The organism is Paraplanobispora siamensis (assembly GCF_016863175.1).
Taxonomy (GTDB): Bacteria; Actinomycetota; Actinomycetes; order Streptosporangiales; family Streptosporangiaceae; genus Planobispora; species Planobispora siamensis.
Window position 1 is genome coordinate 23,737 of the sequence record NZ_BOOJ01000055.1, and the last position, 26,774, is coordinate 50,510.

At 73.5% G+C, this 26,774-nt stretch carries 30 protein-coding genes; 21 read left to right on the forward strand and 9 right to left on the reverse strand.

Translation table 11 applies throughout. The features are described from left to right. Nucleotide 1 precedes the first annotated feature (1 nt). The gene (locus Psi01_RS31305) at nucleotides 2–1,213 is read left to right on the forward strand and encodes an RNA polymerase sigma factor (RefSeq protein ID WP_204067731.1); all 1,212 of its coding nucleotides are present in this window, start codon (nucleotides 2–4) and stop codon (nucleotides 1,211–1,213) included. A 19-nt stretch (nucleotides 1,214–1,232) separates the two neighbouring features. On the opposite strand, the gene Psi01_RS31310 is transcribed toward Psi01_RS31305, so the two are convergent. The 3 genes from Psi01_RS31310 to Psi01_RS31320 all read right to left on the reverse strand — a co-directional run bounded on the left by Psi01_RS31310 (nucleotide 1,233) and on the right by Psi01_RS31320 (nucleotide 4,530). Further along, a complete protein-coding gene (locus Psi01_RS31310) occupies nucleotides 1,233–2,432 on the reverse strand; it encodes an NAD(P)/FAD-dependent oxidoreductase (RefSeq protein WP_204067732.1) in 1,200 nt (399 codons plus the stop codon). A 115-nt stretch (nucleotides 2,433–2,547) separates the two neighbouring features. Continuing rightward, nucleotides 2,548–3,492 carry an RNA polymerase sigma factor SigJ gene (gene sigJ, locus Psi01_RS31315; protein WP_204067733.1) on the reverse strand — a complete coding sequence of 315 codons (945 nt, stop codon included), beginning with the start codon at nucleotides 3,490–3,492 and terminating at the stop codon, nucleotides 2,548–2,550. Nucleotides 3,493–3,555: 63 nt separating this feature from the next. Next, on the reverse strand, nucleotides 3,556–4,530 hold the full coding sequence (locus Psi01_RS31320) for an NAD(P)-dependent alcohol dehydrogenase (protein WP_204067734.1): 975 nt from the start codon (nucleotides 4,528–4,530) through the stop codon (nucleotides 3,556–3,558). Between the two features lie 77 nt (nucleotides 4,531–4,607). Between Psi01_RS31320 and Psi01_RS44220 the strand changes: the two genes are divergently transcribed. From Psi01_RS44220 to Psi01_RS31350, 6 genes are all read left to right on the forward strand, one after another. After that, nucleotides 4,608–6,941, forward strand: a complete 2,334-nt coding sequence (locus tag Psi01_RS44220; RefSeq protein ID WP_204067735.1) for a LuxR C-terminal-related transcriptional regulator — start codon at nucleotides 4,608–4,610, stop codon at nucleotides 6,939–6,941. A gap of 49 nt (nucleotides 6,942–6,990) precedes the next feature. Next, nucleotides 6,991–7,146: a hypothetical protein gene (locus tag Psi01_RS31330; RefSeq protein ID WP_204067849.1), complete on the forward strand. Its 156-nt coding sequence runs from the start codon at nucleotides 6,991–6,993 to the stop codon at nucleotides 7,144–7,146. A gap of 66 nt (nucleotides 7,147–7,212) precedes the next feature. Beyond that, nucleotides 7,213–7,968, forward strand: a complete 756-nt coding sequence (locus Psi01_RS31335; RefSeq protein ID WP_204067736.1) for an alpha/beta hydrolase — start codon at nucleotides 7,213–7,215, stop codon at nucleotides 7,966–7,968. Between the two features lie 1,028 nt (nucleotides 7,969–8,996). Further along, entirely contained in the window at nucleotides 8,997–10,574 is a 1,578-nt protein-coding gene (locus Psi01_RS31340) for a pectate lyase family protein (RefSeq protein ID WP_204067737.1), read from the forward strand. Between the two features lie 176 nt (nucleotides 10,575–10,750). Further along, nucleotides 10,751–11,086: an ArsR/SmtB family transcription factor gene (locus Psi01_RS31345; protein ID WP_204067738.1), complete on the forward strand. Its 336-nt coding sequence runs from the start codon at nucleotides 10,751–10,753 to the stop codon at nucleotides 11,084–11,086. 12 nt (nucleotides 11,087–11,098) lie between these two features. Continuing rightward, nucleotides 11,099–12,328 carry a GNAT family N-acetyltransferase gene (locus Psi01_RS31350; protein WP_204067739.1) on the forward strand — a complete coding sequence of 410 codons (1,230 nt, stop codon included), beginning with the start codon at nucleotides 11,099–11,101 and terminating at the stop codon, nucleotides 12,326–12,328. Between the two features lie 69 nt (nucleotides 12,329–12,397). On the opposite strand, the gene Psi01_RS31355 is transcribed toward Psi01_RS31350, so the two are convergent. Then, nucleotides 12,398–12,871, reverse strand: coding sequence for an ArsI/CadI family heavy metal resistance metalloenzyme (locus tag Psi01_RS31355; protein ID WP_204067740.1), 474 nt, complete (start codon nucleotides 12,869–12,871; stop codon nucleotides 12,398–12,400). Between the two features lie 81 nt (nucleotides 12,872–12,952). On the opposite strand from Psi01_RS31355, the gene Psi01_RS31360 reads away from it, so the two are divergent. From Psi01_RS31360 to Psi01_RS31370, 3 genes are read left to right on the forward strand one after another with little or no spacing between them, the layout of a single operon-like run. Further along, a complete protein-coding gene (locus Psi01_RS31360; RefSeq protein ID WP_204067741.1) occupies nucleotides 12,953–13,300 on the forward strand; it encodes an ArsR/SmtB family transcription factor in 348 nt (115 codons plus the stop codon). Beyond that, complete coding sequence (locus Psi01_RS31365; RefSeq protein ID WP_204067742.1) at nucleotides 13,297–14,061, forward strand: aquaporin; 765 nt, start codon at nucleotides 13,297–13,299, stop codon at nucleotides 14,059–14,061. Before Psi01_RS31360 ends, Psi01_RS31365 begins: the two co-directional genes overlap by 4 nt. Beyond that, a complete protein-coding gene (locus Psi01_RS31370) occupies nucleotides 14,058–14,462 on the forward strand; it encodes an arsenate reductase ArsC (protein WP_204067743.1) in 405 nt (134 codons plus the stop codon). Before Psi01_RS31365 ends, Psi01_RS31370 begins: the two co-directional genes overlap by 4 nt. A gap of 22 nt (nucleotides 14,463–14,484) precedes the next feature. Here the strand turns inward: Psi01_RS31370 and Psi01_RS31375 are convergent, their stop codons facing one another. The 3 genes from Psi01_RS31375 to Psi01_RS31385 all read right to left on the reverse strand — a co-directional run bounded on the left by Psi01_RS31375 (nucleotide 14,485) and on the right by Psi01_RS31385 (nucleotide 17,009). After that, the gene (locus tag Psi01_RS31375) at nucleotides 14,485–15,063 is read right to left on the reverse strand and encodes a hypothetical protein (protein WP_204067744.1); all 579 of its coding nucleotides are present in this window, start codon (nucleotides 15,061–15,063) and stop codon (nucleotides 14,485–14,487) included. Further along, on the reverse strand, nucleotides 15,045–15,383 hold the full coding sequence (locus Psi01_RS31380; protein WP_204067745.1) for a PadR family transcriptional regulator: 339 nt from the start codon (nucleotides 15,381–15,383) through the stop codon (nucleotides 15,045–15,047). The genes Psi01_RS31375 and Psi01_RS31380 overlap by 19 nt, the downstream gene beginning before the upstream one ends. A gap of 177 nt (nucleotides 15,384–15,560) precedes the next feature. Next, entirely contained in the window at nucleotides 15,561–17,009 is a 1,449-nt protein-coding gene (locus tag Psi01_RS31385) for an FAD-dependent oxidoreductase (protein WP_204067746.1), read from the reverse strand. Between the two features lie 195 nt (nucleotides 17,010–17,204). Between Psi01_RS31385 and Psi01_RS31390 the strand changes: the two genes are divergently transcribed. The 3 genes from Psi01_RS31390 (at nucleotide 17,205) to Psi01_RS31400 (ending at nucleotide 18,287) form a co-directional block, all read left to right on the forward strand. Further along, nucleotides 17,205–17,363: a hypothetical protein gene (locus Psi01_RS31390; RefSeq protein ID WP_204067747.1), complete on the forward strand. Its 159-nt coding sequence runs from the start codon at nucleotides 17,205–17,207 to the stop codon at nucleotides 17,361–17,363. 56 nt (nucleotides 17,364–17,419) lie between these two features. Next, a complete protein-coding gene (locus Psi01_RS31395) occupies nucleotides 17,420–18,004 on the forward strand; it encodes a sigma-70 family RNA polymerase sigma factor (RefSeq protein ID WP_204067748.1) in 585 nt (194 codons plus the stop codon). A 67-nt stretch (nucleotides 18,005–18,071) separates the two neighbouring features. After that, entirely contained in the window at nucleotides 18,072–18,287 is a 216-nt protein-coding gene (locus Psi01_RS31400; protein WP_275424621.1) for an AbgT family transporter, read from the forward strand. A 37-nt stretch (nucleotides 18,288–18,324) separates the two neighbouring features. Here Psi01_RS31400 and Psi01_RS31405 read toward each other — a convergent pair whose 3' ends face one another. Continuing rightward, on the reverse strand, nucleotides 18,325–18,825 hold the full coding sequence (locus Psi01_RS31405; RefSeq protein WP_204067750.1) for a hypothetical protein: 501 nt from the start codon (nucleotides 18,823–18,825) through the stop codon (nucleotides 18,325–18,327). Nucleotides 18,826–18,912: 87 nt separating this feature from the next. Then, the gene (locus Psi01_RS31410) at nucleotides 18,913–20,589 is read right to left on the reverse strand and encodes an alpha/beta hydrolase (RefSeq protein ID WP_204067751.1); all 1,677 of its coding nucleotides are present in this window, start codon (nucleotides 20,587–20,589) and stop codon (nucleotides 18,913–18,915) included. Nucleotides 20,590–20,765: 176 nt separating this feature from the next. On the opposite strand from Psi01_RS31410, the gene Psi01_RS31415 reads away from it, so the two are divergent. The 8 genes from Psi01_RS31415 to Psi01_RS31450 all read left to right on the forward strand — a co-directional run bounded on the left by Psi01_RS31415 (nucleotide 20,766) and on the right by Psi01_RS31450 (nucleotide 26,764). Beyond that, a complete protein-coding gene (locus Psi01_RS31415) occupies nucleotides 20,766–21,074 on the forward strand; it encodes a hypothetical protein (protein WP_204067752.1) in 309 nt (102 codons plus the stop codon). Between the two features lie 52 nt (nucleotides 21,075–21,126). After that, a complete protein-coding gene (locus tag Psi01_RS31420) occupies nucleotides 21,127–22,176 on the forward strand; it encodes a glucose 1-dehydrogenase (RefSeq protein WP_204067753.1) in 1,050 nt (349 codons plus the stop codon). Nucleotides 22,177–22,280: 104 nt separating this feature from the next. Further along, nucleotides 22,281–22,685: a four-helix bundle copper-binding protein gene (locus Psi01_RS31425; protein WP_239128162.1), complete on the forward strand. Its 405-nt coding sequence runs from the start codon at nucleotides 22,281–22,283 to the stop codon at nucleotides 22,683–22,685. 265 nt (nucleotides 22,686–22,950) lie between these two features. After that, nucleotides 22,951–23,460 carry a hypothetical protein gene (locus Psi01_RS31430; RefSeq protein WP_204067754.1) on the forward strand — a complete coding sequence of 170 codons (510 nt, stop codon included), beginning with the start codon at nucleotides 22,951–22,953 and terminating at the stop codon, nucleotides 23,458–23,460. A gap of 181 nt (nucleotides 23,461–23,641) precedes the next feature. Further along, nucleotides 23,642–24,052, forward strand: coding sequence for a TOBE domain-containing protein (locus Psi01_RS31435; protein ID WP_204067755.1), 411 nt, complete (start codon nucleotides 23,642–23,644; stop codon nucleotides 24,050–24,052). A 15-nt stretch (nucleotides 24,053–24,067) separates the two neighbouring features. Beyond that, a complete protein-coding gene (gene modA, locus Psi01_RS31440; RefSeq protein WP_373872519.1) occupies nucleotides 24,068–24,856 on the forward strand; it encodes a molybdate ABC transporter substrate-binding protein in 789 nt (262 codons plus the stop codon). A gap of 1 nt (nucleotide 24,857) precedes the next feature. After that, nucleotides 24,858–25,703, forward strand: coding sequence for an ABC transporter permease (locus Psi01_RS31445; protein WP_204067757.1), 846 nt, complete (start codon nucleotides 24,858–24,860; stop codon nucleotides 25,701–25,703). Next, complete coding sequence (locus Psi01_RS31450) at nucleotides 25,700–26,764, forward strand: ABC transporter ATP-binding protein (protein WP_204067758.1); 1,065 nt, start codon at nucleotides 25,700–25,702, stop codon at nucleotides 26,762–26,764. The genes Psi01_RS31445 and Psi01_RS31450 overlap by 4 nt, the downstream gene beginning before the upstream one ends. Nucleotides 26,765–26,774 lie beyond the last annotated feature (10 nt).

Sequence of the window (26,774 nt, forward strand, 5' to 3'; positions counted from 1 at the left end):
GATGGACTCCCGCGACGCGGTGGAACGGCTGGCACGCGAGGAGGGCACTCGCGTGCTGGCCACGCTGATCCGCGTGACCGGCGACATCGACCTGGCCCAGGACGCCGTCCAGGACGCCGTGGTGCGGGCGCTGGAACGGTGGCCCCGCGACGGCGTGCCCGACAGCCCGCGCGCGTGGATCACGGTGACGGCGCGGCGGCGGGCGATCGATCTCATCCGCAGGGAGGCCGGGCGCGCCGGGAAGGAGGCCGAGGCGATGTCGCTGCTCGACCCGGAGGGCGAGCCCGCCGAGACGATCCGCGACGACCTGCTGCGGCTGATGTTCACCTGCTGCCACCCGGCCCTGTCGTCCGAGGCCCAGGTCGCGCTCGCCCTGCGGACTCTCGGCGGGCTGTCCACCGCGGAGGTCGCCCGCGCCCTGCTGGTGCCGGAGCCGACCATGACCAAGCGGCTCACCCGCGCCAAGCAGAAGATCACGCACGCCCGCATCCCGTTCCGGGTGCCGCCCGCGCAGGAGCTTCCCCAGCGGCTGGCGGGCGTGGCCGCCACGATCTATCTGATCTTCAACGAGGGTTACACGGCCGGGGCGGGCGCGGATCTGATCAGGACCGAGCTGTCGGCGGAGGCCGTACGGCTGGCCAGGCGGCTCGCCGAGCTGATGCCCGGCGAGCCGACTCCGCTCGGCCTGCTCGCGCTCCTGCTGCTGCACGACGCCCGGCGTCCCGCCCGCCTGGACGAACAGGGACATCCCGTGCTGCTCGCCGACCAGGACCGGTCGGCATGGGACGCCGCGCGGATCAGGGAGGGCGTCGAGCTGGTCGGCGCCGCCCTGCGGCACTCCCCCGAACGGCCCGACCCGTACGCCGTGCAGGCCGCCATCGCCGCCTGCCACGCGCTGGCCCCCTCCTACGCCGGCACCGACTGGGACGCCGTCATCTCCTGGTACGACGTGCTGCTCACGGTGCACGACACCCCGGTCGCACGGCTCAACCGCGCCGCCGCCGTGGCCGAGCGGGACGGCCCGGCGGCGGCGCTCGCCCTGGTCGACCGGCTCGGCGGGCTGGACGGCTATCCGTGGTGGCACGCCACCCGGGCCGAGCTGCTGCACCGCCTGGGCCGTACGGAACCGGCGCGGTCGGCGTGCCTGCGGGCGGTGGAGACCGGCCTGAGCGAGCCGCTGGCCGAACGGCTGCGCCGCCGCCTGCGTGCCTGAGGAGCTCACCTGGAGGAGCTCACCTGAGCGAAGAGGCCGCGAGCGGGCCCGCCGCGGACCGCTTCCCCGTGACGCGGCGGCGCCGGACCGGCAGCCCCAGCGTCGGGTTGGCGACGCTCCAGGCGGCGCCCTTGCAGACCAGTTCCTTGTAGACGGCGGCGAGCCGTCCGGTCAGGGCCGCCCGCACGGCGCGGTCGTCGGCGGTGACGTACTGGATCAAGCCTTCCTTACGGCCCAGCGAGATGCACTGGTTGAAGTAGCGGAGCGGGACGTTCGGGAGCTTCCCGCCGGTCAGGCGCGCCGCGATCGCGTCGGCGGCCTGCCACGCGGTCGGGCCCCCCGTGGCGCACGACATCCGCAGCGGCTTGTCCCCGGGGCCCATCACCATGGCCGCGTCGCCGACGGCGTACACCTCCGGGTGGGAAACCGAGCGCATGGTCCCGTCGACCACGATCTGGCCGGTGCCGGTGACCTCCAGGGCGGTCGCCGCCGCGATCGGATGGACCGCGAAGCCGGCGGTCCACACGGTGACCGCGGCGGGGACGGCCCCGCCGCCGGCGGTGGTGACACGGTCGGCTTCGACGCCGGTGACGGCGGTGTGCTCGTGCACGGTGATCCCCAGCCTGCCGAAGACCTTCCGCAGGTGCTCACGCCCCTTGGGCGAGAGCCAGTCGCCGAGGCCGCCGCGGGCGACGAGGGCGACGTCCAGGTCGGGGCGGGTCTCGGCGATCTCGGTCGCGGCCTCCAGGCCGGTGAGGCCGCCGCCGACGACGACCACGGTCTGCCCGGCGCCGAGGCCGGCCAGGCGCTCGCGCAGCCGGAGCGCTCCGGGCCGGCCGGCGATCTCGTAGGCGTGCTCGGCCGTCCCGGGGACGCCCCGGGTGTTCCAGCCGCTGCCGAGGGCGTAGACGAGCGTGTCGTAACCGATCTCCCCGGGGCCGTTCGCGTCGGTGACGGCGACCGTCCTGCGGTCGACGTCGACGCCGGTGACCTTCGCGAGCCTCAGTTCGACGCCGGTGCCCGCGAACATCCGGCTGAACGGCCGGGACCTGAGGTCCTGGCCGGTCGCCAGCTGGTGCATGCGGACGCGTTCGACGAAGTCGGGCTCGGCGTTGACGAGGGTGACGGTCACGTCCTCGCGGCGGAGCCGCCTGGCGAGGCGGCCGGCGGCGCTGGCTCCGGCGTATCCGGCGCCGAGGACTACGATGCGGTGCTGCATTTCCCTGCTCCTGTCTTGCGCGGATCTTGTGCGGATCTTGTGCGGATTCGCCCCTTGAACCGGGCGGCCCGCCGTTTCCTGACAGGAACGCGGTGTGAAACACCTCACACGGCACTCAGAAGGCGTGGAACAGGGGCTCCCCGTGCTCGGCGGCCGCCCACTGCGCGGTCGCGCGCTCGAGCTTGTCGGGGTTGACCTGGCTGCGGAACGCGGCGATGCCCCCGGCGGTGACCTCCAGGCACATGACGGCGACGACCCGGCCGTCCACGACGGCCACGACGGCGGGGTCGCCGTTGGCGGTCCAGGCGTACACCCCGGGCGCGCCGCCGACCAGGGCGCGCTTGGCCTCGCCGGGCCTGAACAGGCCCCACAGGAACTTCGCGACCGCGACGGCGCCCTCGAACGCCTTGGCGCGGGCGGGGACCTTCCCGCCGCCGTCGCCGATCGCGATGGCGTCCTCGGTGAGCAGGCGCACGAGCGGCTCGATCCGGCCGCTGTTGGCGGCCGCCAGGAACTCCTCGACGATCCGCCGGGCGGCGGCCTCGTCGATCTCGGTGCGGGCCCTGCCGTCCGCGACGCGCTTCCCGGCCCGGTGGAAGATCTGCTGGCTGGCTGCCTCGGTGATGTCGAGGATCTCGGCGATCTCCCGGTGCGGGTAGCCGAAGGCCTCCCGCAGCACGTACACCGCCCGCTCGCCGGGAGACAGGCGCTCCATGAGGGTGAGGACCGCGTACGAGACCGATTCGCGCTGCTCGGCGGTCTCGGCCGGGCCGAGCATCGGGTCCCCGGCGAGCAGCGGCTCGGGGAGCCACTGGCCCACATAGGTCTCGCGGCGCGCCCGCGCGGAGGCGAGCTGGTTGAGGCACAGGTTGGTGAGGACCTTCGTCAGCCAGGCCTCGGGGACCTCGATGCGGCCGACGTCGGCGGCCTGCCAGCGCAGGAAGGTCTCCTGCACGGCGTCCTCGGCCTCCCCGGCGGAGCCGAGAAGACGGTAGGCGATGGCCTCCAGGCGCGGTCTGGAGGCTTCGAACCGGTCGACGTCGTCCGCCGTCAGGGGCATGACCCGATCCTAGATCGCACGTAGATCGCACGACGCGGACCGGCCGCCGTCATCCCAAGGTGTTCATACGGTGACCACGACCTTGCCCCTCGCGTGTCCCCGTTCGAGATAGCGGACGGCCTCGGCGGTCTCGTCCAGCGGGTAGGTCCGGTCGATGACGGGGGTGACCTTCCCCGATTCGATGAGCCCGCTGACGGCGGCGAGATCGTCGGCGCTGGTGCGGGACAGGAAGAACGCCATCCGGGGCATCATCGCGACCTTGACCATCCCGAGCACCGGCCCGATCCACTGCCCCTTCGACGGCGCGCACTCCACGAAGACGCCCGTGGGCGCGAGCACCCGCCGGTTCGCCAGGAGACCGTGGTTGGCGACCAGGTCGAGCACCACGTCGTACCGCTTCCCGGAACGCGTGTAGTCCTCCTTGGTGTAGTCCACGACGTGGTCGGCGCCGATCGAGCGGACCAGCTCCGTGTTCCCGGTGCCGCACACCCCGGTCACCTCGGCCCCCATGGCCTTGGCGATCTGCACCGCGAACGTCCCCACGCCGCCGGAAGCACCGTTGATCAGCACCCGGTGCCCGCGCCGGACCCGGCCTCTGTCGCGCAGCCCCTGGAGTGCGGTGAGCGCCGCCACCGGGACGGCCGCGGCCTGCTCGAACGTCAGCCCGGCCGGCATCTCGCGCAGCATGCCGTCCTGACGCAGACAGGCGTACTCGGCCAGGCCCGTCGTGCCCGGCACGAGGTCCAGACCGCAGCCGCCGTACACCTCGTCCCCCGGCCGGAAGGCGGTGACGTTACGGCCCACCGACTCGACGACGCCCGCCAGGTCGGCGCCCAGGGCTGTGTGCCTGGGACGGGTCAGGCCCATATCCAGGCGGGCGAAGTACGGCTCGCCCCGCATGTTGTGCCAGTCCAGCGGGTTGACGGAGGCGGCGCGTACGCGGATCAGCACGTCATCGGCCCCGACGGCGGGCATGTCCGCGTTCTCCAGTCGCAGCACCTCGGGCGGGCCGTAGGCGTGGTAGCGGATGGCTTTCACGGTTCCCAGAGTCGGACAGGCACCGGGCCCTGGGAATCACGTGAATTCGTGATTGGGCGAGTAGTGTCCGAGTCACGATGGCCAGACCCCCTCGCCGTCCGGGCAACCTGCCCGCCGAGGCGACCAGTTTCATCGGCCGCCGTCGTGAGCTCGCCGCGGTCAGGAGAAGGCTCGCCGAGGCCCGCCTGGTCAGTCTCGTCGGGCCCGGCGGGGTCGGTAAGACGCGTCTGGCGCTGCGGGCGGCGGGTGATCTCGGACGCGGGTTCCCCGGCGGCGCGTGGCTGGTGGAGCTGGCCGAGATACGCGATTCCGCGCTGGTCGGCGACGCCGTCATGGCGGCCCTGGACCTGCGCAGCCAGACCGCGGCCGGGCCGTCGGCGGTGCTGGCGGCGTACCTGCGGGACAAGAGGCTGCTGCTGGTGGTCGACAACTGCGAGCACCTGCTCGCGGCGACGGCCCGGCTGGTCGCGGAGATGATGCGGGCGGCGCCGGGCGTACGGGTGATCGCGACCAGCCGGGAACCGCTGTCGGCGCCCGGCGAGCACGTGGTGCCCGTACCGCCGCTCGACCTGCCCGCGCCGCCGATCGATCCGGCCGCGTCACCGCTCGATCCACCGCTACCGCCGCCGGCGGCGGGGCTGCGGCGGAACGAGGCGGTCATGCTGTTCACGGAGCGGGCCGCGGCGGCGTCGGGCACGTTCGAGCTGACCGCGGCGAACCAGGCGGCGGTGGCCGGGCTGTGCCGCCGTCTCGACGGCCTGCCGCTGGCGATCGAACTGGCGGCCGTACGGACGCGTGTGTTGTCCGCCGAGCAGATCCTCGACCGTCTCGACGACCGGTTCGGGCTGCTCACCGGTGGCGTCACGGCGCTCCCCCGCCACCAGACGCTGCGCACCACCATCGACTGGAGCCACGACCTGCTGGATCCGGCGGAGCAGGTGCTGTTGCGGCGGCTGTGCGTCTTCGCCGGCCGGTTCACGCTGGAGGACGTCGAGGCGGTCTGCGCGCAGGAGGGCCTGCCCGCGCTGGACCCGCTGGCGTCGCTGGTCGACAAGTCGCTGGTGATGAAGGAGGACGCCGGGGACCTGGCCTGCTACCGCCTGCATGAGACGATGCGCGAGTACGCCGCGCTCAGGCTGCGCGAGGCCGGCGAGGAGGAGGCGCTCGGCCGGAGGTTCGCCGACCACTACACCGCGCGCTGCCTTCGGGCCGCGCCTCAGGTCCGGCGGCGGCTGGCCGGGTGGCTCGACTGGATGGACCTGGAGATCGACAACGTACGCGCGGTGCTGCGGGGCTGCGTGACCCGTGACGGGGCGGCGCGCGGCATGAACCTGGTCTACGCCATCGGCTACTACTGGATCACCCGTGCGCCCAGCGAGGGGGTCCGGTGGGCCGGGGAGCTGCTCGCCTGCGAGGGAGCCGGGCCGGCCGAGCGGGCCAGGGCCGCCTTCGTGCGCGGTTTCCTGGCGGTGCTGCAGTCGGACGCGGCGAGCGCGGGCCCCGCGCTGGAGGAGGCGGTGACCGGGGCCGGGGAGGCGGGACTGCCGTCCCTGCTGGCGCAGTCGCTGTCACTGGCGTCGATGGCGGCGAGCATGTCGGGGGATCGCACGGCGGCCGGGCGGCTGGGCGAGCGGGCCCGTGCCGTCGTGGAGGGGCTCGACGACGACGCGGCCGTGCTCATGTTCCTGCAGTCGCGCGCGCTGAACGGCCTCTTCGAGGGAGACCTCGACGCGGTCGCGGAGGCGGCGGCGGAGGGCGTGCGCCTCGGCCGGGAGACCGGCGACCTCTACAGCCTGGGCATGATGCTGCTGAACCTGGGCTCCGCCCGGTTGATCGCGGGCGCGCTCGACGAGGCGGGGCCGCTGCTGACGGAGGCGCTGCGGGTCGCGCACCGGATCGACGACCGGGTGGGGCAGTACGTGCTGCTCGACGCACTGGGCTGCGTCGCGGCCGGTTCCGGGCGGGCGCGGCCGGCGGCGCTGCTGATGGGGGCGGCCGAGACCGTGCGCACGGAGGCCGGGGCGAGCGTCCTTCCCTTCCTCCCGCCGTTGCTGGCCCGGGCCGGGGAGGCGGCCAGGGCGGAGCTGGGGGCGGCGGCGTTCGAGGAGGAGTACGCGGCCGGGAGGCGTCTGAGCAGGGACGCCGCGATCGGGCTGGCGCTCGGCGGGCCGGCGCCGCCCGCCGGGACGCAGGAGGGGGCACCGGAGGAGACGCCTGAGGAGACGCCGCTCGGCAGGCGGCAGGCGGAGGTGGCGCGGCTGATCGCCGAGGGGCTCAGCAACCGGCAGATCGGCGAGCGGCTGTTCATCTCGGAGCACACGGTGGACAGCCACGTGCGGTCGATCATGAACAAGCTGGGCTTCAACTCCCGGGCGCAGATCGCCGCCTGGACGGCCTCCTCCGGCCCGTAGTCCCGCGCGTGCGCGCCGGCACGGGCGACGATCCTCTGGGCTGCGGCCGATGACCGTGGGATCCGAGCGCACACGCCTGATCGTGCTGCGCGGCAACTCGGCCTCGGGCAAGAGCACGATCGCCGCGCGGCTGCGCGCCGACACCGGCCTCACCGACGGCGGTCCACCCCCGAGGCGATGGGCCGGGGTGATTGCCGAATCATGACACCGTGCGTTCTTTCGTCCGGCCGCACGGGGGCATGGAGGGAGTGCCCCGGGAACGGACGACACGGTGGAGGTGATCGCGGTGCCGGTGCCGGAGAGGTCCCTGCCGCACCCCGGGCCGGAGGAGGGCGCGCGGCACGGCCGGCTCACCGCCCGCCCGGCCGCGAACCCCGTGACCGTCGAACCCGGGACACACCGGCTGGACGGCCAGGCGCTGCTGTACGTGCCCCCGTTCCCGCAGGGCGGGCCGTCCCGGCTGGCCGTGGTGCTCCACGGCGCGGGCGGCACCGCCGGACAGGCCCTGGGCTGGCTGTCCCCGCACGCCGACGCCGCCGGATCGCTGCTGCTGGCGCCGCAGTCCGTCGCGTCCACCTGGGACGTGATCACCGGCGGATACGGCCCCGACGTGGCCCGGCTCGACGCCGCGCTGCAGGAGGTGTTCGCGCGTACGGCGATCGCCGCCGGCCACGTGGCCGTGGCCGGGTTCTCCGACGGGGGCTCCTACGCGCTCTCGCTGGGAGTGGCCAACGGCGACCTGTTCCGCGCCGTCCTGGCCTTCTCCCCGGGCTTCACGGCGGCGATGGTGCACCACGGCCACCCGCGGTTCTTCGTCTCCCACGGCACCGGGGACCGCGTGCTGCCGATCGACCGGTGCAGCCGGCGTCTCGTCCCCGCGCTGCGGGAGAACGGATACCAGGTCACCTACCAGGAGTTCGAAGGCGGTCACGAGGTGCCGCCACAGGTGGTGAGCACGGCGGTGCGCTGGTGGACGGAATCCCCGTCGGCCGACGATTCCCAGACTCCCGGCGTTTCCGATACTTGAGCCCCGAGGACTTCCAGAGAAACGCTCAGGAATCGCTATGAGAAATCCGGCACCTGCATAAATAGACGCGTTTTCCGTACGGTCCCATCGACCGAGACAAGCGGCACAGGATTACAGTGGCCCGACCCTCGGAAAACCGGCCGACGGGAGCGGCGGATATTGTGATCATCGGGTCCGGCCGAGGCGCCAGACCGGCCCGTACGCGAGGGAACAACCGCCTCCTACGAGGAATCCGCCATCACCGGATCCGGCACCGGAGCGAAAGCACAGGCCTCTCCGCACTTCCGGGAAGACACCGGAGACTTCCGGGGACGGTGGAGCCGTCATCGTGGAGTCCGGCGATATCAGCACCCGGGGCCGGCGCCGCACACGGATACCCGCCCGGTCACGTGACCCGGCAGATGTCTTCCAATTCGCACCGATCAGCCACTGACGCTTGATCCGGCTTTCCCGTCGGCCCGATGGCCGCTCGTCATGGTCGGGCGGTCGCCGCGGGCGGGACCGGCACGGTCCGCGCCACCCGATCGGCGGCACCCGCCGACCGCCCGGACCGGTTCCGGACGGGAGGGCTTGACGGCGTGAGCCTCGGGGCGACCGGGCGATCGGGCCTCCGCACCCCGCCCTCCCGGCCCGGCGTTCATCGACATGATCATTCAGGCGGCGCCCCGGGGGCGCGGGCGCGCCGCCTGACCTGGGCGGATGAACTTTCCGTATCCGCACTCTTGCCAATACGACAAGTGCGACCCTATTCTCCCGAAGGGGAAAGCGCTTTCCTAATTTACCAGGCTCGCTCCGGCGGAGGCGACATCGCGACACCCACGGCGACTTCGCACATGAGCCCTTACCGGTCCGCTACGAGGGCTTGACCCAGGATGTCGACACCCTGCGGAACGCAGGGTGCGCGCCATTACAACGACGTATCGCGCCATCCACCGCGGTTTTAACGGCGACGGCTTCTCCTGACAGGCGGCCGGTCACACCCCCGGCGCGGAGCAGCACCCGGCATTCGACGAAAAGGGAAGGCGAGAATGAAACGACGAGTCGCACCGCGGCTTTACGCGGCCCTGGCCACGGCGACCATCGCGGCGGCGACCGGTGTGGTCCTGTCGAGCCCCGCGGCCTCGGCCGCGGCCGGCGGCGTCACCGGCTACGCGACCCAGAACGGCGGGACCACCGGCGGCGCGGGCGGGCAGACGGTGCGGGCCACCACGGGGACCGCGATCCACGCGGCCCTGTGCAACCGGGCCAGCACCAGCACCCCGATCATCATCCAGGTCGAGGGGACCATCAACCACGGCAACACCGCCAAGGTGTCGGGCGACAGCTGCAGCACCGCCGCCGGTGTGATCGAGCTCAAGGGAATCAGCAACGTCACGATCGTCGGGGTCGGCGCCGGAGCCGTCTTCGACCAGGTGGGCATCCACATCCGCGACTCCAGCAACATCATCATCCAGAACGTGACGGTCAGGAACGTCAAGAAGTCGGGCTCCCCCACCTCCAACGGCGGTGACGCCATCGGCATGGAGAGCACGGTCCGCAACGTCTGGGTCGACCACACCACCCTGGAGGCCTCGGGCGGGGAGTCGGAGGGCTTCGACGGCCTCTTCGACATGAAGGGCAACACCCAGTACGTGACCCTGTCCTACAGCATCCTGCGCAACTCCGGCCGCGGCGGCCTCGTCGGGTCCAGCGAGAGCGACCTCTCCAACGGTTTCATCACCTACCACCACAACCTGTACGAGAACATCGACTCCCGTACGCCCCTGCTGCGCGGCGGCATCGCGCACATCTACAACAACCACTACGTGAGCCTCAACGAGTCCGGCATCAACTCCCGCGCCGGCGCCCGCGCCAAGGTGGACAACAACTACTTCAAGGACTCCAAGGACGTCCTGGGCACCTTCTACACCGACGCGGCCGGTTACTGGCAGGTCAGCGGCAACATCTTCGACAACGTGACCTGGTCCAGCCCCGGAACCGACAACAAGCCCGCCGGGCCCAACCCGCAGTCCAACACCACCGTCGGCATCCCCTACTCCTACAGCCTCGACGCGGCCGGCTGCGTGCCGAGCATCGTGAACCAGACCGCGGGCGCCAACAAGGGCCTGAAGGTGTCGAACGGCAGCTGCTCGCCGCAGACGCCGACCGCGACCCCCACCGCGACGCCGACCAGCACCCCCACGTCGACGCCCACCTCGACGCCGACCAGCACCCCCACCTCCACGCCGACCCAGCCCGGCGGGACCAACCTCAGCATCGGGGCCGGCGCCGACGGCTCCAGCAAGGCCGACGGGACGAGCTACGGCAACGTGCGGGACGGGAACCTGAGCACCTTCTGGTCGCCGGCCGGCTCGACCGGTTCCGTCTCGATCAAGTGGGGCTCCGCCACCGCGGTGTCCAAGATCAACATCCGGGAGGCCTCGGGCTCCACCGGCGCCATCAGGACCTGGAGGGTCCTCAACGGTGACACCGGCGCCGTCCTGACCTCCGGCACCGGAGCGGGCGTCATCACCTTCCCCCGGACCTCGCTGCGCAAGATCACCTTCGAGATCACCGGCTCGACCGGCACGCCGAAGGTCGCCGAGTACGAGACCTACGCCGGCTGACGACGCGGTCCCGCCGGACACCGGCGCCGTGACCGCCGTCCACCGCCGATCACCCGGACCGGGGGCCGTCGAAGCTGACGGCCCCCGGTTTCGCGTATGTCCGCGGTACCGGGACGGTGCCCGCGGCAGGGGGCAGCCTTGCCGGCCCGAGCTTAATCGATTATCGTCGATTGACGATGAATGAGAGTCCGGAACCGCTGGACCGCGCCTCCGCCGAGGAGTACGCGAGCTGGTTCAAGGCGCTGGCCGACGCCACGCGCATCCAGATCGTCTCGCTGCTGGCGCGGCGCCGTACGCCCATGACCGTCGGGCAGATCGTGGAGGCCTCCGGGGTGGGCCAGTCCACGGTCTCCCACCACCTGAAGATCCTGGCCGAGGTCCGGTTCGTCCTGGTGGAGCGGCGCGGCACCGCGAGCCTGTACCGGATCAACGAGGCGTGCGTGCGCTGCTTCCCCACCGCCGCCGACGTGGTGATGGGCAACCCCGTCCCGGCCGCCCCCGCCTGCGAGTGAAAGGAGCCGGCGATGGCCCACGAGGAGATCGTCGAGCGCTACTCCGGCCTGGCCCGCGCGGCCCTGTCCGGCGAGAGGATCACAGACTGCGGTACCGCCGAGTTCGGCGAGGGCCGTTTCGGGGCGGCCGGCTACGGCGACGCCGCGGGTCTGCCGGAGGAGGCGCTGCGGGCCAGCCTGGGCTGCGGCGACCCGGTCGCCGTCGCCGAACTGCGGGCCGGGGAGACCGTGCTGGACCTGGGCTCGGGCGGCGGCGTCGACGTGCTGCTCTCGGCCCGCCGGGTCGGCCCCGAGGGCCGCGTGTACGGCCTGGACGCCAGCACCGAGATGCTCGAACTGGCCCGGCGCAACGCCGGGCGGGCCGGTGCGGCCAATGTCGAGTTCCTGCACGGGGTGATCGAGGCCGTGCCGCTGCCGGACCGCACGGTCGACGTGATCGTCTCCAACTGCGTGGTCAACCTCTCCGACGACAAGGCGGCCGTGCTGGCCGAGGCGTTCCGGGTGCTGCGGCCCGGCGGGCGCCTGGGGATCAGCGACGTCGTCACCGACGACGGCGTCGACGCGGTACGGCGGGCCGCGGCCGAGGCCCGGGTGGGCTGCGCCGCCGGCACCCTGGCCGTGGGCGAGTATCGCGGACTGCTCGCGGCGGCCGGCTTCACCGGCGTGGACATCACCCTGACCGCCGATCACGGCGACGGCGTGCACTCGGCCATCGTGCGCGCGGCCAAGCCCGCGATCGGGCCCGGCCTGGAGATCCGGCCGATGCGCGAGAGCGACGCCGCCCAGGTGCTGGAGATCTACCAGGCCGGGCTGGACACCGGTCAGGCCAGCTTCGAGACCACCGCCCCGTCCTGGGAGGACTTCACCGCAGGCAAGCTGGAACGGCTGCGCTATGTGGCCGCCGACGTCGCCACCGGTGAGGTCGCCGGCTGGGTCGCGGCCTCACCGGTCTCCTCGCGTTGCGTGTACGCCGGGGTGGTCGAGCACAGCGTCTACGTCCACCCGCGCCACCACTCGCGCGGCGTCGGCCGGGCACTGCTGACGGCCTTCGTCTCCGCCTCCGAGGACGCGGGGATCTGGACGATCCAGTCGGGCGTCTTCCCGGAGAATCTCTCCAGCCTGCGCCTGCACGAGGCGCTCGGCTTCCGGGCGGTGGGCGTACGCGAGCGCGTCGGCCGCCACCACGGGACCTGGCGGGACGTGGTGCTGCTGGAGCGGCGCAGCCCGGTCGTCGGCCGGTGACCGCCGAATCCGGCATGAGCATGAACCGGTGACGGCCGGTACGGAGCGCGGGCCGGTGACCGCCGGAGTTCAACCGCCGCAGTCGCAGCCGGGCCCGGCCTCCTCACCGGACCCGGCCTCCTCCTCGGAGGCGCAGCAGGCGCCCGCGGCAGGCGTGCCGCTCCCGCCGAGAGTGTCGGCGTCGGCCTTGACCACGTAGACCTCCCAGGGCTCGGCGCCGGGGCCGTGGACCCAGACCTTGTCCTGCAGGGCGTAGCAGCAGGAGGTGTCGTTCTCCTCGAAGGTGGCCAGACCGGCTCGCTTCAGGCGCTCGGTGGCGGCGCCGACCTCCTCGGTGGAGGCGACCTCGACGCCGAGGTGGTCCAGGCGGGTGTCCTGACCGGCCCGGCCCTCGATGAGGACGAGCTTGAGCGGCGGTTCGGCGATGGCGAAGTTGGCGTAGCCCTCGCGGCGCTTGGCCGGGGTGGTGCCGAACAGCTTCGAGTAGAAGGCGATCGAGCCTTCCAGGTCGGCGACGCGCAGGGCGAGCTGGACGCGGGACATGACGGCTCCTCGGTCTTGATTTGATGTCCGTCTATATAGCCGAGGTTGTCACTCTGAATAGATGACTGTCAACATAGAGATATGTCGAACCAGGTCACCGGAGAGTGCTGCACGCCGCTGGCGCGTGAGCCGCTCAACCAGACGGACGCGGTCGAGGTGGCGCGGATGTTCAAGGCGCTGGCCGACCCGGTCCGGCTGCGGCTGCTGTCGCTGATCGCCTCCCACGAGGGCGGCGAGGCGTGCGTGTGCGACCTGACCGGCCCGTTCGACGTCTCCCAGCCGACGATCTCGCACCATCTGAAGGTGCTGCGAGAAGCCGGGCTGGTGGGCTCCGAGCGGCGGGGGACCTGGGTGTACTACTGGGTGCGCCCCGAGGTCCTCGCCCGCCTGTCGGCTCTGCTGGGCGTCCCGGCCGGAGCGGGCACGTGACCCCACCGGCCCGTTCCGCGCTGGCCGAGTTCCTGGGCACCGGGTTGCTGGTGGCCGTGGTGGTCGGCTCCGGAATCATGGCCCAGTCCCTGTCGCCGCAGGATGTGGGCCTGCAACTGCTGGAGAACGCCATCGCCACGGTCTTCGGCCTGGGCGTGCTGATCACCGTGCTCGGACCGGTCTCCGGCGCGCACTTCAACCCGGTGGTCTCCCTGGCCGACTGGTGGCAGGGGCGCCGCACCCGCACCGGGCTGACGGCCCGCGAGCTGGCCTTCTATCTCCCGGCGCAGATCGGCGGCGCGATCGCCGGAGCGGTGCTGGCCAACGCCATGTTCGCCAGACCGGCCGTCAGCTGGGCGACCACCGAGCGCGCCGCGGGCCATCTGTGGCTGGGGGAGGTCGTCGCCACCGCCGGGCTGGTCATGGTCGTCTTCTGCCTGGTGCGGGCGGGCCGTACGGCTGTCGCCCCGGTGGCCGTGGCCGGCTACATCGGCGCGGCCTACTGGTTCACCTCCTCCACCTCCTTCGCCAACCCCGCCGTCACGATCGGCCGGGCGTTCTCCGACAGCTTCGCCGGCATCGCCCCGGCGTCGGTGCCCGGCTTCGTCGCCGCCCAGCTGCTCGGCGGGATCATCGGCCTGCTGCTGGTGACCGGCCTGTTCGGCCGCCCGACGGCCGGGGTCGCCCAGGAGGCGGTCATGGCGCACCCGGGCGAGCACACCGGCCACCACCCACCTCAGGAAAGGACCTCCAAGCGATGAGTGACAGGCCCAGCGTGCTGTTCGTGTGCGTGCACAACGCCGGCCGCTCCCAGATGGCCGCCGCCTGGCTGGCCCACCTGGCGCAGGGGCGCATCGAGGTCCGCTCGGCCGGCTCGACCCCGGCCGGGAGCGTCAACCCCGTCGCCGTGCGGGCCATGGCCGAGGTCGGCGTCGACATCACCGCCGAACGGCCCAAGGTGCTGACCACCGAGGCGGTGCGGGACTCCGACGTGGTGGTCACCATGGGCTGCGGGGACGCCTGCCCGTTCTTCCCCGGCAAGCGCTACGAGGACTGGAAGCTGGACGATCCGGCCGGTCAGGGCATCGAGGCCGTACGGCCGATCCGCGACGAGATCCGCGCCCGCGTCGAGCGGCTCGTCGCCGAGCTGCTGCCCGGCTGAGGCTCGCCCCGCCGCGCCGCCCTCATCGGGCGAGGACGGCCGGAAGGACCCGCAGGACGAGCAGGACGCGCAGCGTGCTGGCCGTCACGGCCAGCACCGCGGGCCAGGCCGGGACGGGACCCGCCACGGCGGCCGTGACCGACATCAGGACGTCGAGCGCGATGAGCGAGGCGAGGGCGCCCGCGGTCATCGCCCGGCTGCGGCGATAGGAGTGCCGTTCCCGGACGGTCATGAGCAGGAGCGCGACCGTGGCCGCCAGCGCGCCCCCGAACAGCAGCCTCCCCGCGAGCGGGACCGGCCAGGCGGGCGCGTGGGCGGTCAGCAGGGCCGTACCCCACAGGACCGCCATGACCGGGCCGCCGGCCAGCAGCGTCAGGGCGACGCGTCGCTGCGGCGATTGCCGCAGGAAGGCGGCCGTGATCACGTCGGCGTCACCGAAGTCGGCGATGGCGGTGCGGGCGGCGCGATCGGGGTCGCCGCACTCGCCGAGCCGGTGCTCGTAGGTCTCCCGGAGCCCGTCGGCGAGTTCCTCGGCCGCCGGGGCGGGCAGCCGCGCGGCCAGCACGTCGAGCTGGGCGGTGATCAGGGGGTGGCCGGCCACGGACGGGCCTTCAGGGCGAAGGTGACGGCGGTGGCGAACTCCTGCCAGCCGGCCCGCTCGCCGCTGAGCGCGGCGTGCCCGGCCTCGGTGAGCCGGTAGGTACGGCGGCGCCGCCCGTTGGCGACGCCCCAGGCGCCGCTGATCAGGCCGGCGCCCTCCAGGCGGTGCAGGGCGGGGTAGACGGTGCCGGTGGGCAGGTCGATCCGGCCGCCGGTGACCTCGCGCAGGGCCTCCTTGACCGCGTAGCCGTGCAGCGGCCCGTCCTCCAGCGTGGCCAGGAGCAGACCGTCGAGGTGGCCTTTGAGCGCCTCCGCCCTCATAGGTAGTAACGCTATATCGGGCCTCTCCCCCGGACAAGCGCTCCTCCTCGCGGAGATCGCGGCCCCGGCCTGCCGGTCTCCGCCCGCCCGGGCCGGGGCGCGGCGGAGACCGGTGGGTCCAGTGGGTTCAGGCGGGTCCAGGCGGGTCCAGGCGGGTCCAGGCGGGTTCAGGCGGGTTCAGCCGCAGCAGGCGCCTCCGGCGGTCGCCGTCGCCAGGGGCAGCGGCGCGGCCAGCAGGCCGCCGCTGACTCCGGTGGCCAGCCCGACGCGGGCCTCCTGGGCCTCGGCCAGGCCGGAGGAGCACACGCCGGTCTCGGGCAGCTCCAGCTGGACATCGCGGGCGGCCTCCCAGTCCCCGGCCAGGGCGGCGACCACCGAACGGACCTGCTCGTAGCCGGTGGCCAGCAGGAAGGTCGGGGCCCGGCCGTAGCTCTTGACGCCGACGGCGTAGTAACCGGGCTCGGGGTGGGCCAGCTCGTCGGCGCCGTGCGCGGGCACGGTACCGCACGAGTGGTGGTTGGGGTCGATCAGCGGGGCCAGCGCGCGGGTGGAGCCGAGGATCGCGTCCAGGTCCAGGCGGAGCTCGCCCGCGATGGAGTGGTCGGGACGGTAACCGGTGGCGGCGACGATCCGCTCGGTCACCACCTTCTGCTCCTCCCCCGACGGATCCCGGCTGACCACGGTGACCGTCTCGCCGTCGACGGTGAGGGCGTGGGCGAAGAAGCCGGTCAGCAGCGTGATGCGGCCGGACTCGACCAGCGCGCGCAGTCGGGTGCCGAGCGCGCCACGGGCCGGGAGCGCGTCGGCGGCGCCGCCGCCGTAGGTGCGGGTGGCGTTCCCTCCGCGGATCGCCCAGGTGATGCGGGTGCCGGGCGCCTCGTCGGCGAGCGCGGCCAGGGCGAGCAGGGTGGTGGCGGCCGAGTGCCCGGCGCCGACGACCAGGGTGTGCCTGCCGGCGTACCGGTCCCGGTCGGCGCCCAGCACGTCGGGCAGGGCGTGGTCGACGAACGCGGCGGCCTCGGCCTCGCCGTACGCGGGCAGACCGGAGGCGCCCAGCACGTTCGGGGTGGTCCAGGTGCCGGAGGCGTCGACGACGGCGCGGGCGGCGATCTCCTGACCGTCGGCGAGGCGGATCAGGAACGGAGCCCGCTCCCGTCCGGCGGTGCGGACGCGGTCGTATCCGGCCCGGCTGATGCCCGTGACCTTCGCGTTCAGGCGCAGGTGCGGGGCGATGGCGGGGTGGGCGGCCAGCGGCGCCAGGTACTGCTCGACGATCTCGGACCCGGTGGGCAGCCACTCGGGATCCGGCGCGGTCCAGCCGTGCGCGTCCAGCAGGCGGCGGGCGGCGGCGTCGATGTCGTACTTCCACGGGCTGAAGGTGCGCACGTGCCCCCACTGGGCGATGGAGGCGCCCACCCGGGATCCGGCCTCCAGCACCAGGAAGTCGAGGCCGCGCTCGGCCAGGTGGGCGGCGGCGGCCAGGCCTGCCGGGCCTGCGCCGATCACCGCCACCGGCAGGTGGTCCGGGCCGGGCGTGGCGCCGGTGGCCGGCACGGTCCGCTCGGCGGTGGTGACGGGTACGGCCTGTTCGGCGGTGGTGGCCGGGCCGCAGCATCCACTACTCATGATCCGTTCCTTCCGGGCGGCGGCGTGGGCGCACCCTTGATTTGAAGGTTGTCTAAGTAGGGCTCAGCTTGCCACTCTGATTAGAGAGATGTCAAATTAGACGAAAATCGAATCCGAGCGGTCCCAGGGTGCATCCGTTCGCCGGATCCGCCGTCTATCCCGGTGAAGTGTTTTCCTGAAGATGGAGGATCCGTCATGACCACGACCGACACCACCGGCGCCGCGGCCTGCTGCTCGACGACCACGCTGCAGACCTGCTGCGCACCCGAGGACAAGAGCGCCTGCTGCGGCACCCCGGCCGAGACCGCCGGCCAGGACGCCCCGGCGGCCCCCGCGACGTGCGGCTGCCGGTAACCCCAGCATCCGCCCGGGGCCGGGCCGACCGGCCCCGGGCACTCTCCGGAAGAAGCATGACCGTGACGACACACACCCACCAGGCCGCCGACATCACGGCGATCACGCAGATGCGCGCCCGCCTGGTCGCCTTCGTCGCCGCCCGCATCGACCGGCCCGACGAGGCCGAGGACATCGTCCAGGAGGTGCTGGCCCGCATCAGCCGCGGCGCCTCGGGCCCACGCGACGCCGGACGGCTGGAGGCGTGGGTCTACCAGATCACCCGCAACGCGATCATCGACCACCACAGGGCGGCAGTCCGCGCCGGGCGGGCGCGGGCCCGGGCGGTCTTCGACCGCAGCCTGACCGCCGAGGCGGCCGACCCCGGCGCGCTGAGCGCCCTGGCGGACTGCCTGGCGCCGATGCTGGCGCGGCTGCCGGAGCGCGACCGCCAGGCCATCACGATGGTCGACTACGAGGGCCTGACGCAGACCGAGGCCGCCCGCCGGCTCGGGCTCTCGGTGCCGGGGATGAAGTCCCGCGTCCAGCGGGCCCGCACCCGGCTGCGCGCGCTGCTGCTGGCCTGCTGCCGGATCGCCGTCGACGCGCGGGGCGACGTGCGCGAGGTGGTACGGCCCGCAGGCCCGTGCCCGTGCGGCTGACCGTGCCCGTGCGGTCGACCGTGCCCGTGCGGCTGACCGGGCCCGTCCCGCTCCGCGTCCCGTCTCGATCTACCGGCTCGGCGACTCGCCGGTCAACGTGGTCACTCCGCTGATGGTGTATCTGCCGTTCATCGTTCTGCTGGCCCAGCGCTACCGGCGGGACGCCGGGATGGGCACGGTCGTGTCGCTGATGATTCCGTACACGCTGGTGGTGGCGGTGACCTGGCTGCTGTTCTTCGTGGCGTGGTACCCGCTCGGACCCAACTCGCCCATCAAGGCCTGACCGCGCCGGGAGGCGCCGGCGCGGCCGCTCCGGGAGGTCAGCGGTTGTCGCGCCGGGCCTGCCGCCGGGCACCGGTCGCCCGGGTCGAGGCGTGGCGTTTGGGGATGCCGGCGTGGTCGGGCTGCCGGTCCAGCCGCTGCGACTCCAGCCGCTCGGACCCCGGACGGGTGAGCGGCCCCGGCGGGACCGGGTTGCCCGTCCGCCGCGCGGCGGCCAGCCGCTCGTCCTGCAGCGCCGCGGCGCTGGCCCGCGCCGCCGTGGCCAGCTGCTCGCTCACCCGGGCCAGGGCGTCCTCGAACACCTCCGCCTTGGCCCGCGTGCGGCTGTTGCGCGCGTACGCCTTGCCACGGCCGCCGGTCTCCTCGACCCGCGCGGCGGCCTGGCGGCGGTAGACCTTCACGTGCTTGGTACGGGCCCGCCGGACCCGGATGTGCAGGTCGAGCAGGGCGTCCTCGTCCAGCTCGGCCAGGCGCTCGGGCGCGGTCTCCCGTACGAGCAGGAGTTCCGCCTCGGTCAGTGAGTTGAGCAACGCGTCCATCTCAGCGTCCCTATCTCTCAGCGTCCCCCTTCCGGCAGGTCCCGTCCGGCAGGTCCCCGTCCGTCAGGCCTTTCCCGGCAGTCCCCCCTACCGGGCCATCAGGCCGGTGAGGGCGGCCGTGCGTTCGGCGCTCCACCCGTCCGGCGGGGCGATCTGCGCCCACGCCGCGACCGGCGCGGCGCCGTAGTTGTGCCCGTGCCCGGCCGGCGCGCCCCCCGCAACCGCCATGTCCGCGGTGACCTGCCAGAAGGTGACGAACGGGTACCACCGCATCGCCGGCAACACGTCGCCGCCCCGCGGCTCGTCGAGCCAGTCCGGCCGGCGCAACGCGAGCCGCGGCGACCACCAGGTGATCGGGTCGGAGGCATGCTGCAGATACACCACCCGGGGCCGGCCCCAGGCGGTCGGCGGGTTCACGAGGTCGGCGGCCGGGTCCGCCGCGAACCGGATCGTCTCGCCCCCTTCGTAGCCGGGCAGCACCTGCCGGGTGCCCGGATCCCGGTCCGCGGTGAACTCGCGCCACAGCGTGTTGCTGGACGGCGGGCCGACCAGCAGCATCCCGTCGACCCGGTTGCGCATGTCACCGCTGCCGCTGAACGCGGTCTCCGCGCCGAACGAGCCCAGGCTCTCACCGAACACCAGCAGCAGCGGACGCCGGTCGACCGGCAGCCGGGACCACACCCGGTACACCGCGTCGAAGAGCTCCCGGCCCGCCTCACGCGCCCGCTCCGCGTCGACGAGGAACGATATCCAGCTCGGCAGGTAGGAGTACTGCATCGACGCCAGCGCCGTATCGCCGTTGTACAGGTACTCCAGCGGGTCGACCCCCTGCGCGTTCACCCACCCGCTGCCCGTCGTGACGATCACGCACAGCACCCGGCGGGAGAACCCGCCGGTGCGCTCCAGCTCCCGCACCACCAGTTCCGCGCGCTCGCGCGTGCCCGGCGCCGAGTCCAGGCCGGCGTAGACCCGGATCGGCGACATGGCCGGCGTCCCGGAGAAGCCTTCCAGCTCGGCCACGCTCGGGCCGCCGCCGATGAAGCTGCGCCCCTGGTTGCCCAGCGACGCCCACGACACCGCCGATCCCGGGCCGCCGGAGCGGTCCGGGCTGCCCGGCGCCGCCACGCCGGGCGAGGTCTCCCCGTTGACCGCGGCGAACGTGCGGTCGGCGGCGCCGAACAGCCCCTGCAGCACCACCCCGTTGCCCACCCCGACGATCAGGGCGACCACCACGATGACGCCCAGCGCCCGCGCCGCAGGGGCCGCCATCCCCCGGCCGAGCAGGCGGGACAGCGCCCGCGTGGCGCGGCGCAGCAGCCGGGCCGTGCCCACCAGCGCCGCGAACAACAGCGCGGCCAGCAGTACGACCAGAACGTAACCGCCGCGCGGCGGAGGGGCCAGCCCCATCAGCCGGTGGATGTCGTGCTGCCAGCCCGAGCCCAGCCAGCAGAAGACCACGATCAGCACCACGGCGGCCGCGGAGAGGACCCGCCGTGCGGTTCCGCCCGGTGCGGGCAGGGCCGGGCGGCCGGAGACCCATCGGGCCAGCCAGGTGATGAGCACGCCCAGGCCGTAGCCGGTGGCGGCCAGCAGCCCGCTGATCACCCCCTGGAACACCCAGCCCCGCGGCAGCAGCGACGGAGTGACCGACGCGCAGAAGAACAGCGTCGCCCCCACCAGCCCGGACAAGGTGTAACGCCGGCGGCCGAGGAACCGCCGGACCCGCTGCGACCGGCCGCCCGGCGCGTGCTCGGGTCCGGTCATCCTGGTCGCTTGCTCCGGGGACGTCATGTTCAGCACGGCCTCGCTTCCGGGACCGGGCCCCGGTGAACAGGGCGGGCGGCCATCGTCGAGCCTCTCCGGTCACCGGCGTGACCGGCCTCATCCGCCGCGGGTGAATCAACGTCGGGCGCCGCCGTACGGGTGAACCGGCGGCGGGCGTGGTCGAGGTGGTCGTCCCGCCGCGCTCGCCGCTGGTCGGCGAGACCGTGTTCCCCGGCATGCTGCGCGCCTCGGACCTCGGCATCCTGGCGGTACGGCGGCGCGGCAGGGACCGCGGCAACCGCCCGACCGAGCTCGCCGAGGACGACACCCTCCTGCTGCGCGGCAGCTGGCCGGCGATCGAGTCGCCGGCCGACCACCGCGACATCCTCGTCGTGGACTCCCCGGACCTGGTACGCCACCGGGCGGTGCCGCTGGGCCCCGGCGCCGCGTCGTCATCCCGCTCGTCCGGCGCTTCCGAGGGGTAGGCCCCGCCGGGGCCGGGTAGGGGCCGGTCCCTGCCGCCGAAGGGAGTAACCGATGCGCGCGCTGACCGTCACACCGTCGCGGGCGGGCACGGCCGAGGTGCGGGAGCTGCCCGACCCCCGGCCCGCCGAGGGGGAACTGCTGGTCGAGGGCCTGGCCGTCGGCGTGTGCGGCACCGACAGGGAGATCGTCTCCGGCGTCTACGGCTGGGCCCCGCCCGGCCGCGACCACCTGGTGCTCGGCCATGAGTCGCTGGGCCGGGTGCGCTCGGCGCCGGAGGGCGGCGGCTTCGCCGTGGGTGACCTGGTGGTCGGCGTGGTGCGCCGGCCGGACCCCGAGCCGTGCGGGGCGTGCGCCCGCGGCGAGTTCGACATGTGCCGCAACGGCCGCTACACCGAACGCGGCATCAAGCAGCTCGACGGGTACGGCAGCCAGCTGTGGACGGTCGAGCCCGGCTACGCCGTACGGCTCGATCCCCGGCTGGAGCACGTGGGCGTGCTCATGGAACCGGCCACGATCGTGGCCAAGGCGTGGGAGCAGATCGAGAGGATCGGTGCCCGCGCCTGGTTCGCGCCCGAGCGGGTGCTGGTGACCGGGGCGGGACCCATCGGGCTGCTGGCCGCGCTGCTCGGCGTGCAGCGGGGGCTGGAGGTCCACGTCCTGGACCGGGTCACCGGCGGGCCGAAGCCCGAGGTGGTCAAGGCGCTGGGGGCCGAGTACCACACGGCCGGGGTGGCCGAGGTCGCCGGCCGCGTCCAGCCCGACGTCGTCATCGAGGCCACCGGCGTCTCCGGCGTGGTGTTCGAGGCGACGGCCGAGACCGCCTCCTACGGGATCGTCTGCCTGACCGGGGTGTCGTCGGCGGGGCGCAGGATCTCGGTGGACATCGGCGCGGCCAACCGCGAGATCGTGCTGGAGAACGACGTCGTGGTCGGCTCGGTCAACGCCAACCTGCGCCACTACGCCCTCGCGGCCGACGCCCTGGCCGGGGCCGACCTCGACTGGCTGGAACGGCTGATCACCCGCCGGGTGCCGCTGGAGCGCTTCGCCGAGGCGCTGACCGCCCGGCCCGACGACATCAAGGTCGTTCTCACCCTGACCTGAGTCTCACGCTGAGACCCGAGTCCCGCCCTGAGTCTCGCGCTGAATCAGGATTGGCGATATCACAGAGGGTACGGCCACAGCGGACATCCATCGAAGGAGGCAAGATGACCACCACGACGATGCCGATGCTGGAGACGTACCCGGCCGAGATCAACCTCGACCGCACCAAGCTCGCCGCCACCATCGACGCGCTGATCGCCTGCAGCGAGGCCTGTACGGCGTGCGCCGACGCCTGCCTGAGCGAGGGCATGGTCGCCGAGCTGACCAAGTGCATCCGTACCAACATGGACTGCGCCGACATCTGCGCCACCACCGCCCGGGTGCTGTCACGGCACACCGGCTACGACGCCAACATCAGCCGCACCCTGCTGGAGGCCTGCGCCATGGCCTGCAAGGCCTGCGGCGACGAGTGCGGCTCCCACGCCGACATGCACGAGCACTGCCGCATCTGCGCCGAGGCCTGCCGGGCATGCGAACAGGCCTGCCGCGACCTGCTCGCCACGATGTAGCCGATCACGGTCGCGCACGGCCCCGTCTCCGGGGCCGGAGCGGCCGCTCCGGGGTGTCCCCGCCCGGTGCGGAAACCACGGCGACCGTCACCGCGGTTTCCGCGCCGGGCTTCCAGGAGGGCCGGTTTTCCGAGGAAGGCCGGGCTTCCGGGAGGGACGACGGGCTGTGCCGATCGGACGCGCGGCTCGGTGGATGGACGGCTTCATCAGTCACAAGTAGGGCATAACGGCAGCGGCGATGTTTCTCCCGGCGGGAGGTCCACAGATGCTGGACGAGCACGAGGCGCGGGCGGTCACGACATTGCTGGAGACGCTGGCCGACCGGCTGGGGGACGACCCGCTCGGCGCCGACGCCCGGCGGATGGCCACGGCGTTGCGCAGGCGCCTCGACGGGGCCGCCGTCATCCCGGGGCGGACGGATCACCGGGCGGCGCAGGCCGGCCGCGAGCGGACCGATCCCGGGCAGACCGGCCGCGGACGGGCCGACCGTGAGCGGACCGTCGTCGAGCGCGGGCCGACCGTCGTCGAGCGCGGGCGGCAGGGGCCGCCGTGGCCGGACGGCGAACCCGCCCGCAGCGAGAGCACCCGGGCCCGCCGGCTCCTGGCGGACCTGCGCGACGCCCGGGGACGGACCGAGGACGTCATCGGGCGGTGCGAACAGGCCCGCCAGAACGCGATGGCGGCCCAGCGCCGGGCCGAGCAGCTGACCCGGCGCGTGCTGGAGCTCCAGGCCCGCCGGCAGGGCGCATCCGACGGCGGCGTACAGCACATGTGATGACCGACCCCCTGCACAGCGGGCCGTCTCCTCGACACATGAGTTCCCCGTAGCGGCCCGCTCCCGAATCGACGACCCGCTCCCGATTCGCGGATGCGAACACACAACCGCCCATCATGCCGCTTCTGCGCCACCGTTGCGGGCTTCATCCTGGAATCTGCGAAGTGTATGGTGATGGTCTGTGACGACGTTCCGGATCAGTGAGGCCGCCGCCCTGCTGGGGGTCAGCTCCGACACCGTGCGCCGCTGGGTGGACGCCGGACGGCTGGCCGCGCAGCGTGACGAGCACGGCCACCGGCGCGTCGACGGCGCCGATCTGGCCGCCTTCGCCCGCGCCCAGATCGGGACCGAGGACGGCGGCGGCCGCTCCTCTGCGCGCAACCGCTTCCGCGGGATCGTGACCGAGGTGATCCGGGACGCGGTGATGGCCCAGGTGGAGATCGCCGCGGGCCCGTTCCGGGTGGTCTCGCTGATGAGCCGCCAGGCCGCCGACGAGCTCGGCCTGGAGCCGGGCGTGGTGGCCCTGGCCGTGGTCAAGTCCACCAACGTCGTCGTGGAGATCCCCGACCGTGAACACGTGACCGGCAGCTGACGAGGAGCCCCGTTGGTGTTCAGACCCCTTTCCCGGTGGACCGCGGCTCTCGCGCTCGCACTGGCCGCGGTGTCCGGGTGCGGTTCCGGCGGGCCCGCCACCTCCGCGACGGCCCCGGCGGCCGGCGGGGACGCACGACAGCTGACGGTGTTCGCCGCCGCCTCGCTGACCGGGGCCTTCACCGAACTCGGCAGGATCTTCAAGGACGCCCACCCCGGCACCACGGTGATGTTCAACTTCGGCTCCAGCGCCACGCTGGCCCAGCAGATCACCCAGGGTGCCCCGGCCGACGTGTTCGCCGCGGCCAGCCCGGCCACCATGAAGACCGTCACCGACGCCGCCCTGGCCACCGCCCCGACCACCTTCGCGCGCAACAGGCTGCGGATCGCGGTGCCGGCCGGCAACCCCGCGGGCGTCGACGAGCTCAAGGACCTGGCCGACCCGGAGGTCAAGGTCGCGCTGTGCGCCGCGCAGGTGCCCTGCGGGGCGGCGGCCGTCAAAGCGCTGGAGGCGGCCGGGCTCGAGGTCACCCCGGTGACGCTGGAGCAGGACGTCAAGGCCACCCTCACCAAGGTCGAACTCGGCGAGGTCGACGCCGCCCTGGTGTACGCCACCGACGTGCCGGCCTCCGGCGGCAAGGCCACCGGCATCGACTTCCCCGAGGCCGACAAGGCGATCAACGACTATCCGATCGCCGCCCTGACCGAGGCGCCCGCCGGGCCGCTGGCACGGCAGTTCGTCGACCTGGTCCTGTCCCGGCAGGGCAGGGACGTGCTGGCCGAGGCCGGATTCCAGGTTCCCTGACGTGACGACCGCCACCACGCCCGCCTCCGCTCCCGGCCGCGCCTCCGGCCGGGAGCGGGGCGGCGTGCCCGGCCGCCTGCCCTGGCCGCTGGTGATACCGGCCCTGCTCGGGCTGGCCTTCCTGGTGCTGCCGCTGGCCGGGCTGCTCGTGCGCGCCCCCTGGTCCACGCTGCCGCAGCGGCTGGCCGAGCCGCAGGTCCTGCAGGCGCTGCGACTGTCGCTGGTCACCGCCACCATCGCCACCGCCGTGTGCCTGCTGCTGGGGGTGCCGCTGGCCTGGCTGCTGGCCCGCACCGCATTCCCCGGCCGCCGTCTGATCCGCGCCCTGGTCACCGTCCCGCTGGTGCTGCCCCCGGTGGTCGGCGGCGTGGCGCTGCTGCTGGTCCTCGGGCGGCGCGGCCTGATCGGCTCCTGGCTGGAGGCCGCCTTCGGCGTCTCACTGCCGTTCACCACCGCCGGGGTCGTCGTCGCCGAGGCGTTCGTGGCGATGCCGTTCCTGGTGATCAGCGTCGAAGGCGCGCTGCGCGCCGCCGACGCGCGCTTCGAGGAGGCCGCCGCCACGCTGGGCGCCTCCCGCTGGACCGTCTTCCGCCGCGTCACCCTGCCGATGATCGCCCCCGGCGTCGCCGCCGGGGCCGTGCTGTGCTGGGCCCGCGCGCTGGGCGAGTTCGGCGCCACCATCACCTTCGCCGGCAACTTCCCCGGCACCACCCAGACCATGCCGCTGGCCGTCTATCTGGCGCTGGAGACCGAACCGGAGGCGGCCGTCGTGCTCAGCCTCGTGCTGCTGGCCGTCTCGGTGGTCATCCTGGCCGGTCTGCGCGAGCGGTGGGTGAGCCGGATATGAGCGGACCCGCCCCGGACCTCCCGCCGCACGGCGGGCTGCACGCCCGCCTGGCCGTCGAGCGGCCCGCCTTCCGCCTGGACGTCGAACTGGAGGTGGCGGCCGGAGAGGTGGTCGCGCTGCTCGGGCCCAACGGGGCGGGCAAGACCACCGTGCTGCGCGCCCTGGCCGGACTCACCGGCCTGACCGGCGGGAGCATCACCCTGGACGGCCGGTCCCTGCACACCCTGCCCGCCGAGCAGCGCCGGATCGGCATGGTCTTCCAGGACTATCTGCTCTTCCCCCACCTGTCGGCGCTGGACAACGTCGCCTTCGGCCCGCGCTCCAACGGCGCCTCCAAGGCCGAGGCCCGCCGTACGGCCGAGGCCCTGCTGGAGCGGGTCGGCCTGGTGGAGTACGCCGCCGTCAAGCCCGGACGGCTGTCGGGCGGCCAGGCCCAGCGCGTGGCCCTGGCCCGGGCGCTGGCCGTACGGCCCCGCCTGCTGCTGCTGGACGAGCCGCTGGCCGCCCTCGACGCCCACACCCGCCTGGAGATCCGCGCGCAGCTCCGCCGCCACCTGGCCGACTTCGACGGCGCCACGGTCCTGGTCACCCACGACCCGCTGGAGGCCATGGTGCTGGCCGACCGGCTGATCGTCGTCGAGCACGGCTCCGTCGTCCAGCAGGGCACCGCCGCCGAGGTCGCCCGCCGTCCGCGCACCGACTACGTGGCCCGCCTGGTCGGGCTCAACCTGCACCGCGGCCGCGGGGACGGGGCCCACGTCAAGGTCGGCGAGCTGCTGCTCAGCACGTCCGACCACGTCGAGGGGCCGGCGTTCGTGGCCTTCGCCCCCGCCGCCGTGGCCCTGTACCGCACCCGCCCGGACGGCAGCCCGCGCAACCTGTGGCGGGCCCGCATCGACGGCATCGAGCGGCACGGCGACAACGTCCGCGTCCACCTGGACGGCCCGGTCACCGCCTCCGCCGACGTCACCCCCGCCGCCGTCGCCGAGCTCGACCTGAGCCCCGGGCAGGAGATCTGGGCGTCGGTCAAGGCCGCCGAGACCCACGCCTACCCGGCGTGAGCCCCGGACG

Excerpts from the sequence above, each read along its gene's own strand:
- Psi01_RS31305 (WP_204067731.1), top strand. The coding sequence starts at position 2 with ATGGACTCCCGCGACGCGGTGGAACGGCTGGCACGCGAGGAGGGCACT.
- Psi01_RS31310 (WP_204067732.1), bottom strand. The coding sequence starts at position 2,432 with ATGCAGCACCGCATCGTAGTCCTCGGCGCCGGATACGCCGGAGCCAGC.
- sigJ (WP_204067733.1), bottom strand. The coding sequence starts at position 3,492 with ATGCCCCTGACGGCGGACGACGTCGACCGGTTCGAAGCCTCCAGACCG.
- Psi01_RS44220 (WP_204067735.1), top strand. The coding sequence starts at position 4,608 with ATGGCCAGACCCCCTCGCCGTCCGGGCAACCTGCCCGCCGAGGCGACC.
- Psi01_RS31330 (WP_204067849.1), top strand. The coding sequence starts at position 6,991 with ATGACCGTGGGATCCGAGCGCACACGCCTGATCGTGCTGCGCGGCAAC.
- Psi01_RS31340 (WP_204067737.1), top strand. The coding sequence starts at position 8,997 with ATGAAACGACGAGTCGCACCGCGGCTTTACGCGGCCCTGGCCACGGCG.
- Psi01_RS31345 (WP_204067738.1), top strand. The coding sequence starts at position 10,751 with ATGAATGAGAGTCCGGAACCGCTGGACCGCGCCTCCGCCGAGGAGTAC.
- Psi01_RS31350 (WP_204067739.1), top strand. The coding sequence starts at position 11,099 with ATGGCCCACGAGGAGATCGTCGAGCGCTACTCCGGCCTGGCCCGCGCG.
- Psi01_RS31355 (WP_204067740.1), bottom strand. The coding sequence starts at position 12,871 with ATGTCCCGCGTCCAGCTCGCCCTGCGCGTCGCCGACCTGGAAGGCTCG.
- Psi01_RS31360 (WP_204067741.1), top strand. The coding sequence starts at position 12,953 with ATGTCGAACCAGGTCACCGGAGAGTGCTGCACGCCGCTGGCGCGTGAG.
- Psi01_RS31370 (WP_204067743.1), top strand. The coding sequence starts at position 14,058 with ATGAGTGACAGGCCCAGCGTGCTGTTCGTGTGCGTGCACAACGCCGGC.
- Psi01_RS31380 (WP_204067745.1), bottom strand. The coding sequence starts at position 15,383 with ATGAGGGCGGAGGCGCTCAAAGGCCACCTCGACGGTCTGCTCCTGGCC.
- Psi01_RS31385 (WP_204067746.1), bottom strand. The coding sequence starts at position 17,009 with ATGAGTAGTGGATGCTGCGGCCCGGCCACCACCGCCGAACAGGCCGTA.
- Psi01_RS31390 (WP_204067747.1), top strand. The coding sequence starts at position 17,205 with ATGACCACGACCGACACCACCGGCGCCGCGGCCTGCTGCTCGACGACC.
- Psi01_RS31395 (WP_204067748.1), top strand. The coding sequence starts at position 17,420 with ATGACCGTGACGACACACACCCACCAGGCCGCCGACATCACGGCGATC.
- Psi01_RS31405 (WP_204067750.1), bottom strand. The coding sequence starts at position 18,825 with ATGGACGCGTTGCTCAACTCACTGACCGAGGCGGAACTCCTGCTCGTA.
- Psi01_RS31410 (WP_204067751.1), bottom strand. The coding sequence starts at position 20,589 with ATGACCGGACCCGAGCACGCGCCGGGCGGCCGGTCGCAGCGGGTCCGG.
- Psi01_RS31420 (WP_204067753.1), top strand. The coding sequence starts at position 21,127 with ATGCGCGCGCTGACCGTCACACCGTCGCGGGCGGGCACGGCCGAGGTG.
- Psi01_RS31425 (WP_239128162.1), top strand. The coding sequence starts at position 22,281 with ATGACCACCACGACGATGCCGATGCTGGAGACGTACCCGGCCGAGATC.
- Psi01_RS31430 (WP_204067754.1), top strand. The coding sequence starts at position 22,951 with ATGCTGGACGAGCACGAGGCGCGGGCGGTCACGACATTGCTGGAGACG.
- Psi01_RS31450 (WP_204067758.1), top strand. The coding sequence starts at position 25,700 with ATGAGCGGACCCGCCCCGGACCTCCCGCCGCACGGCGGGCTGCACGCC.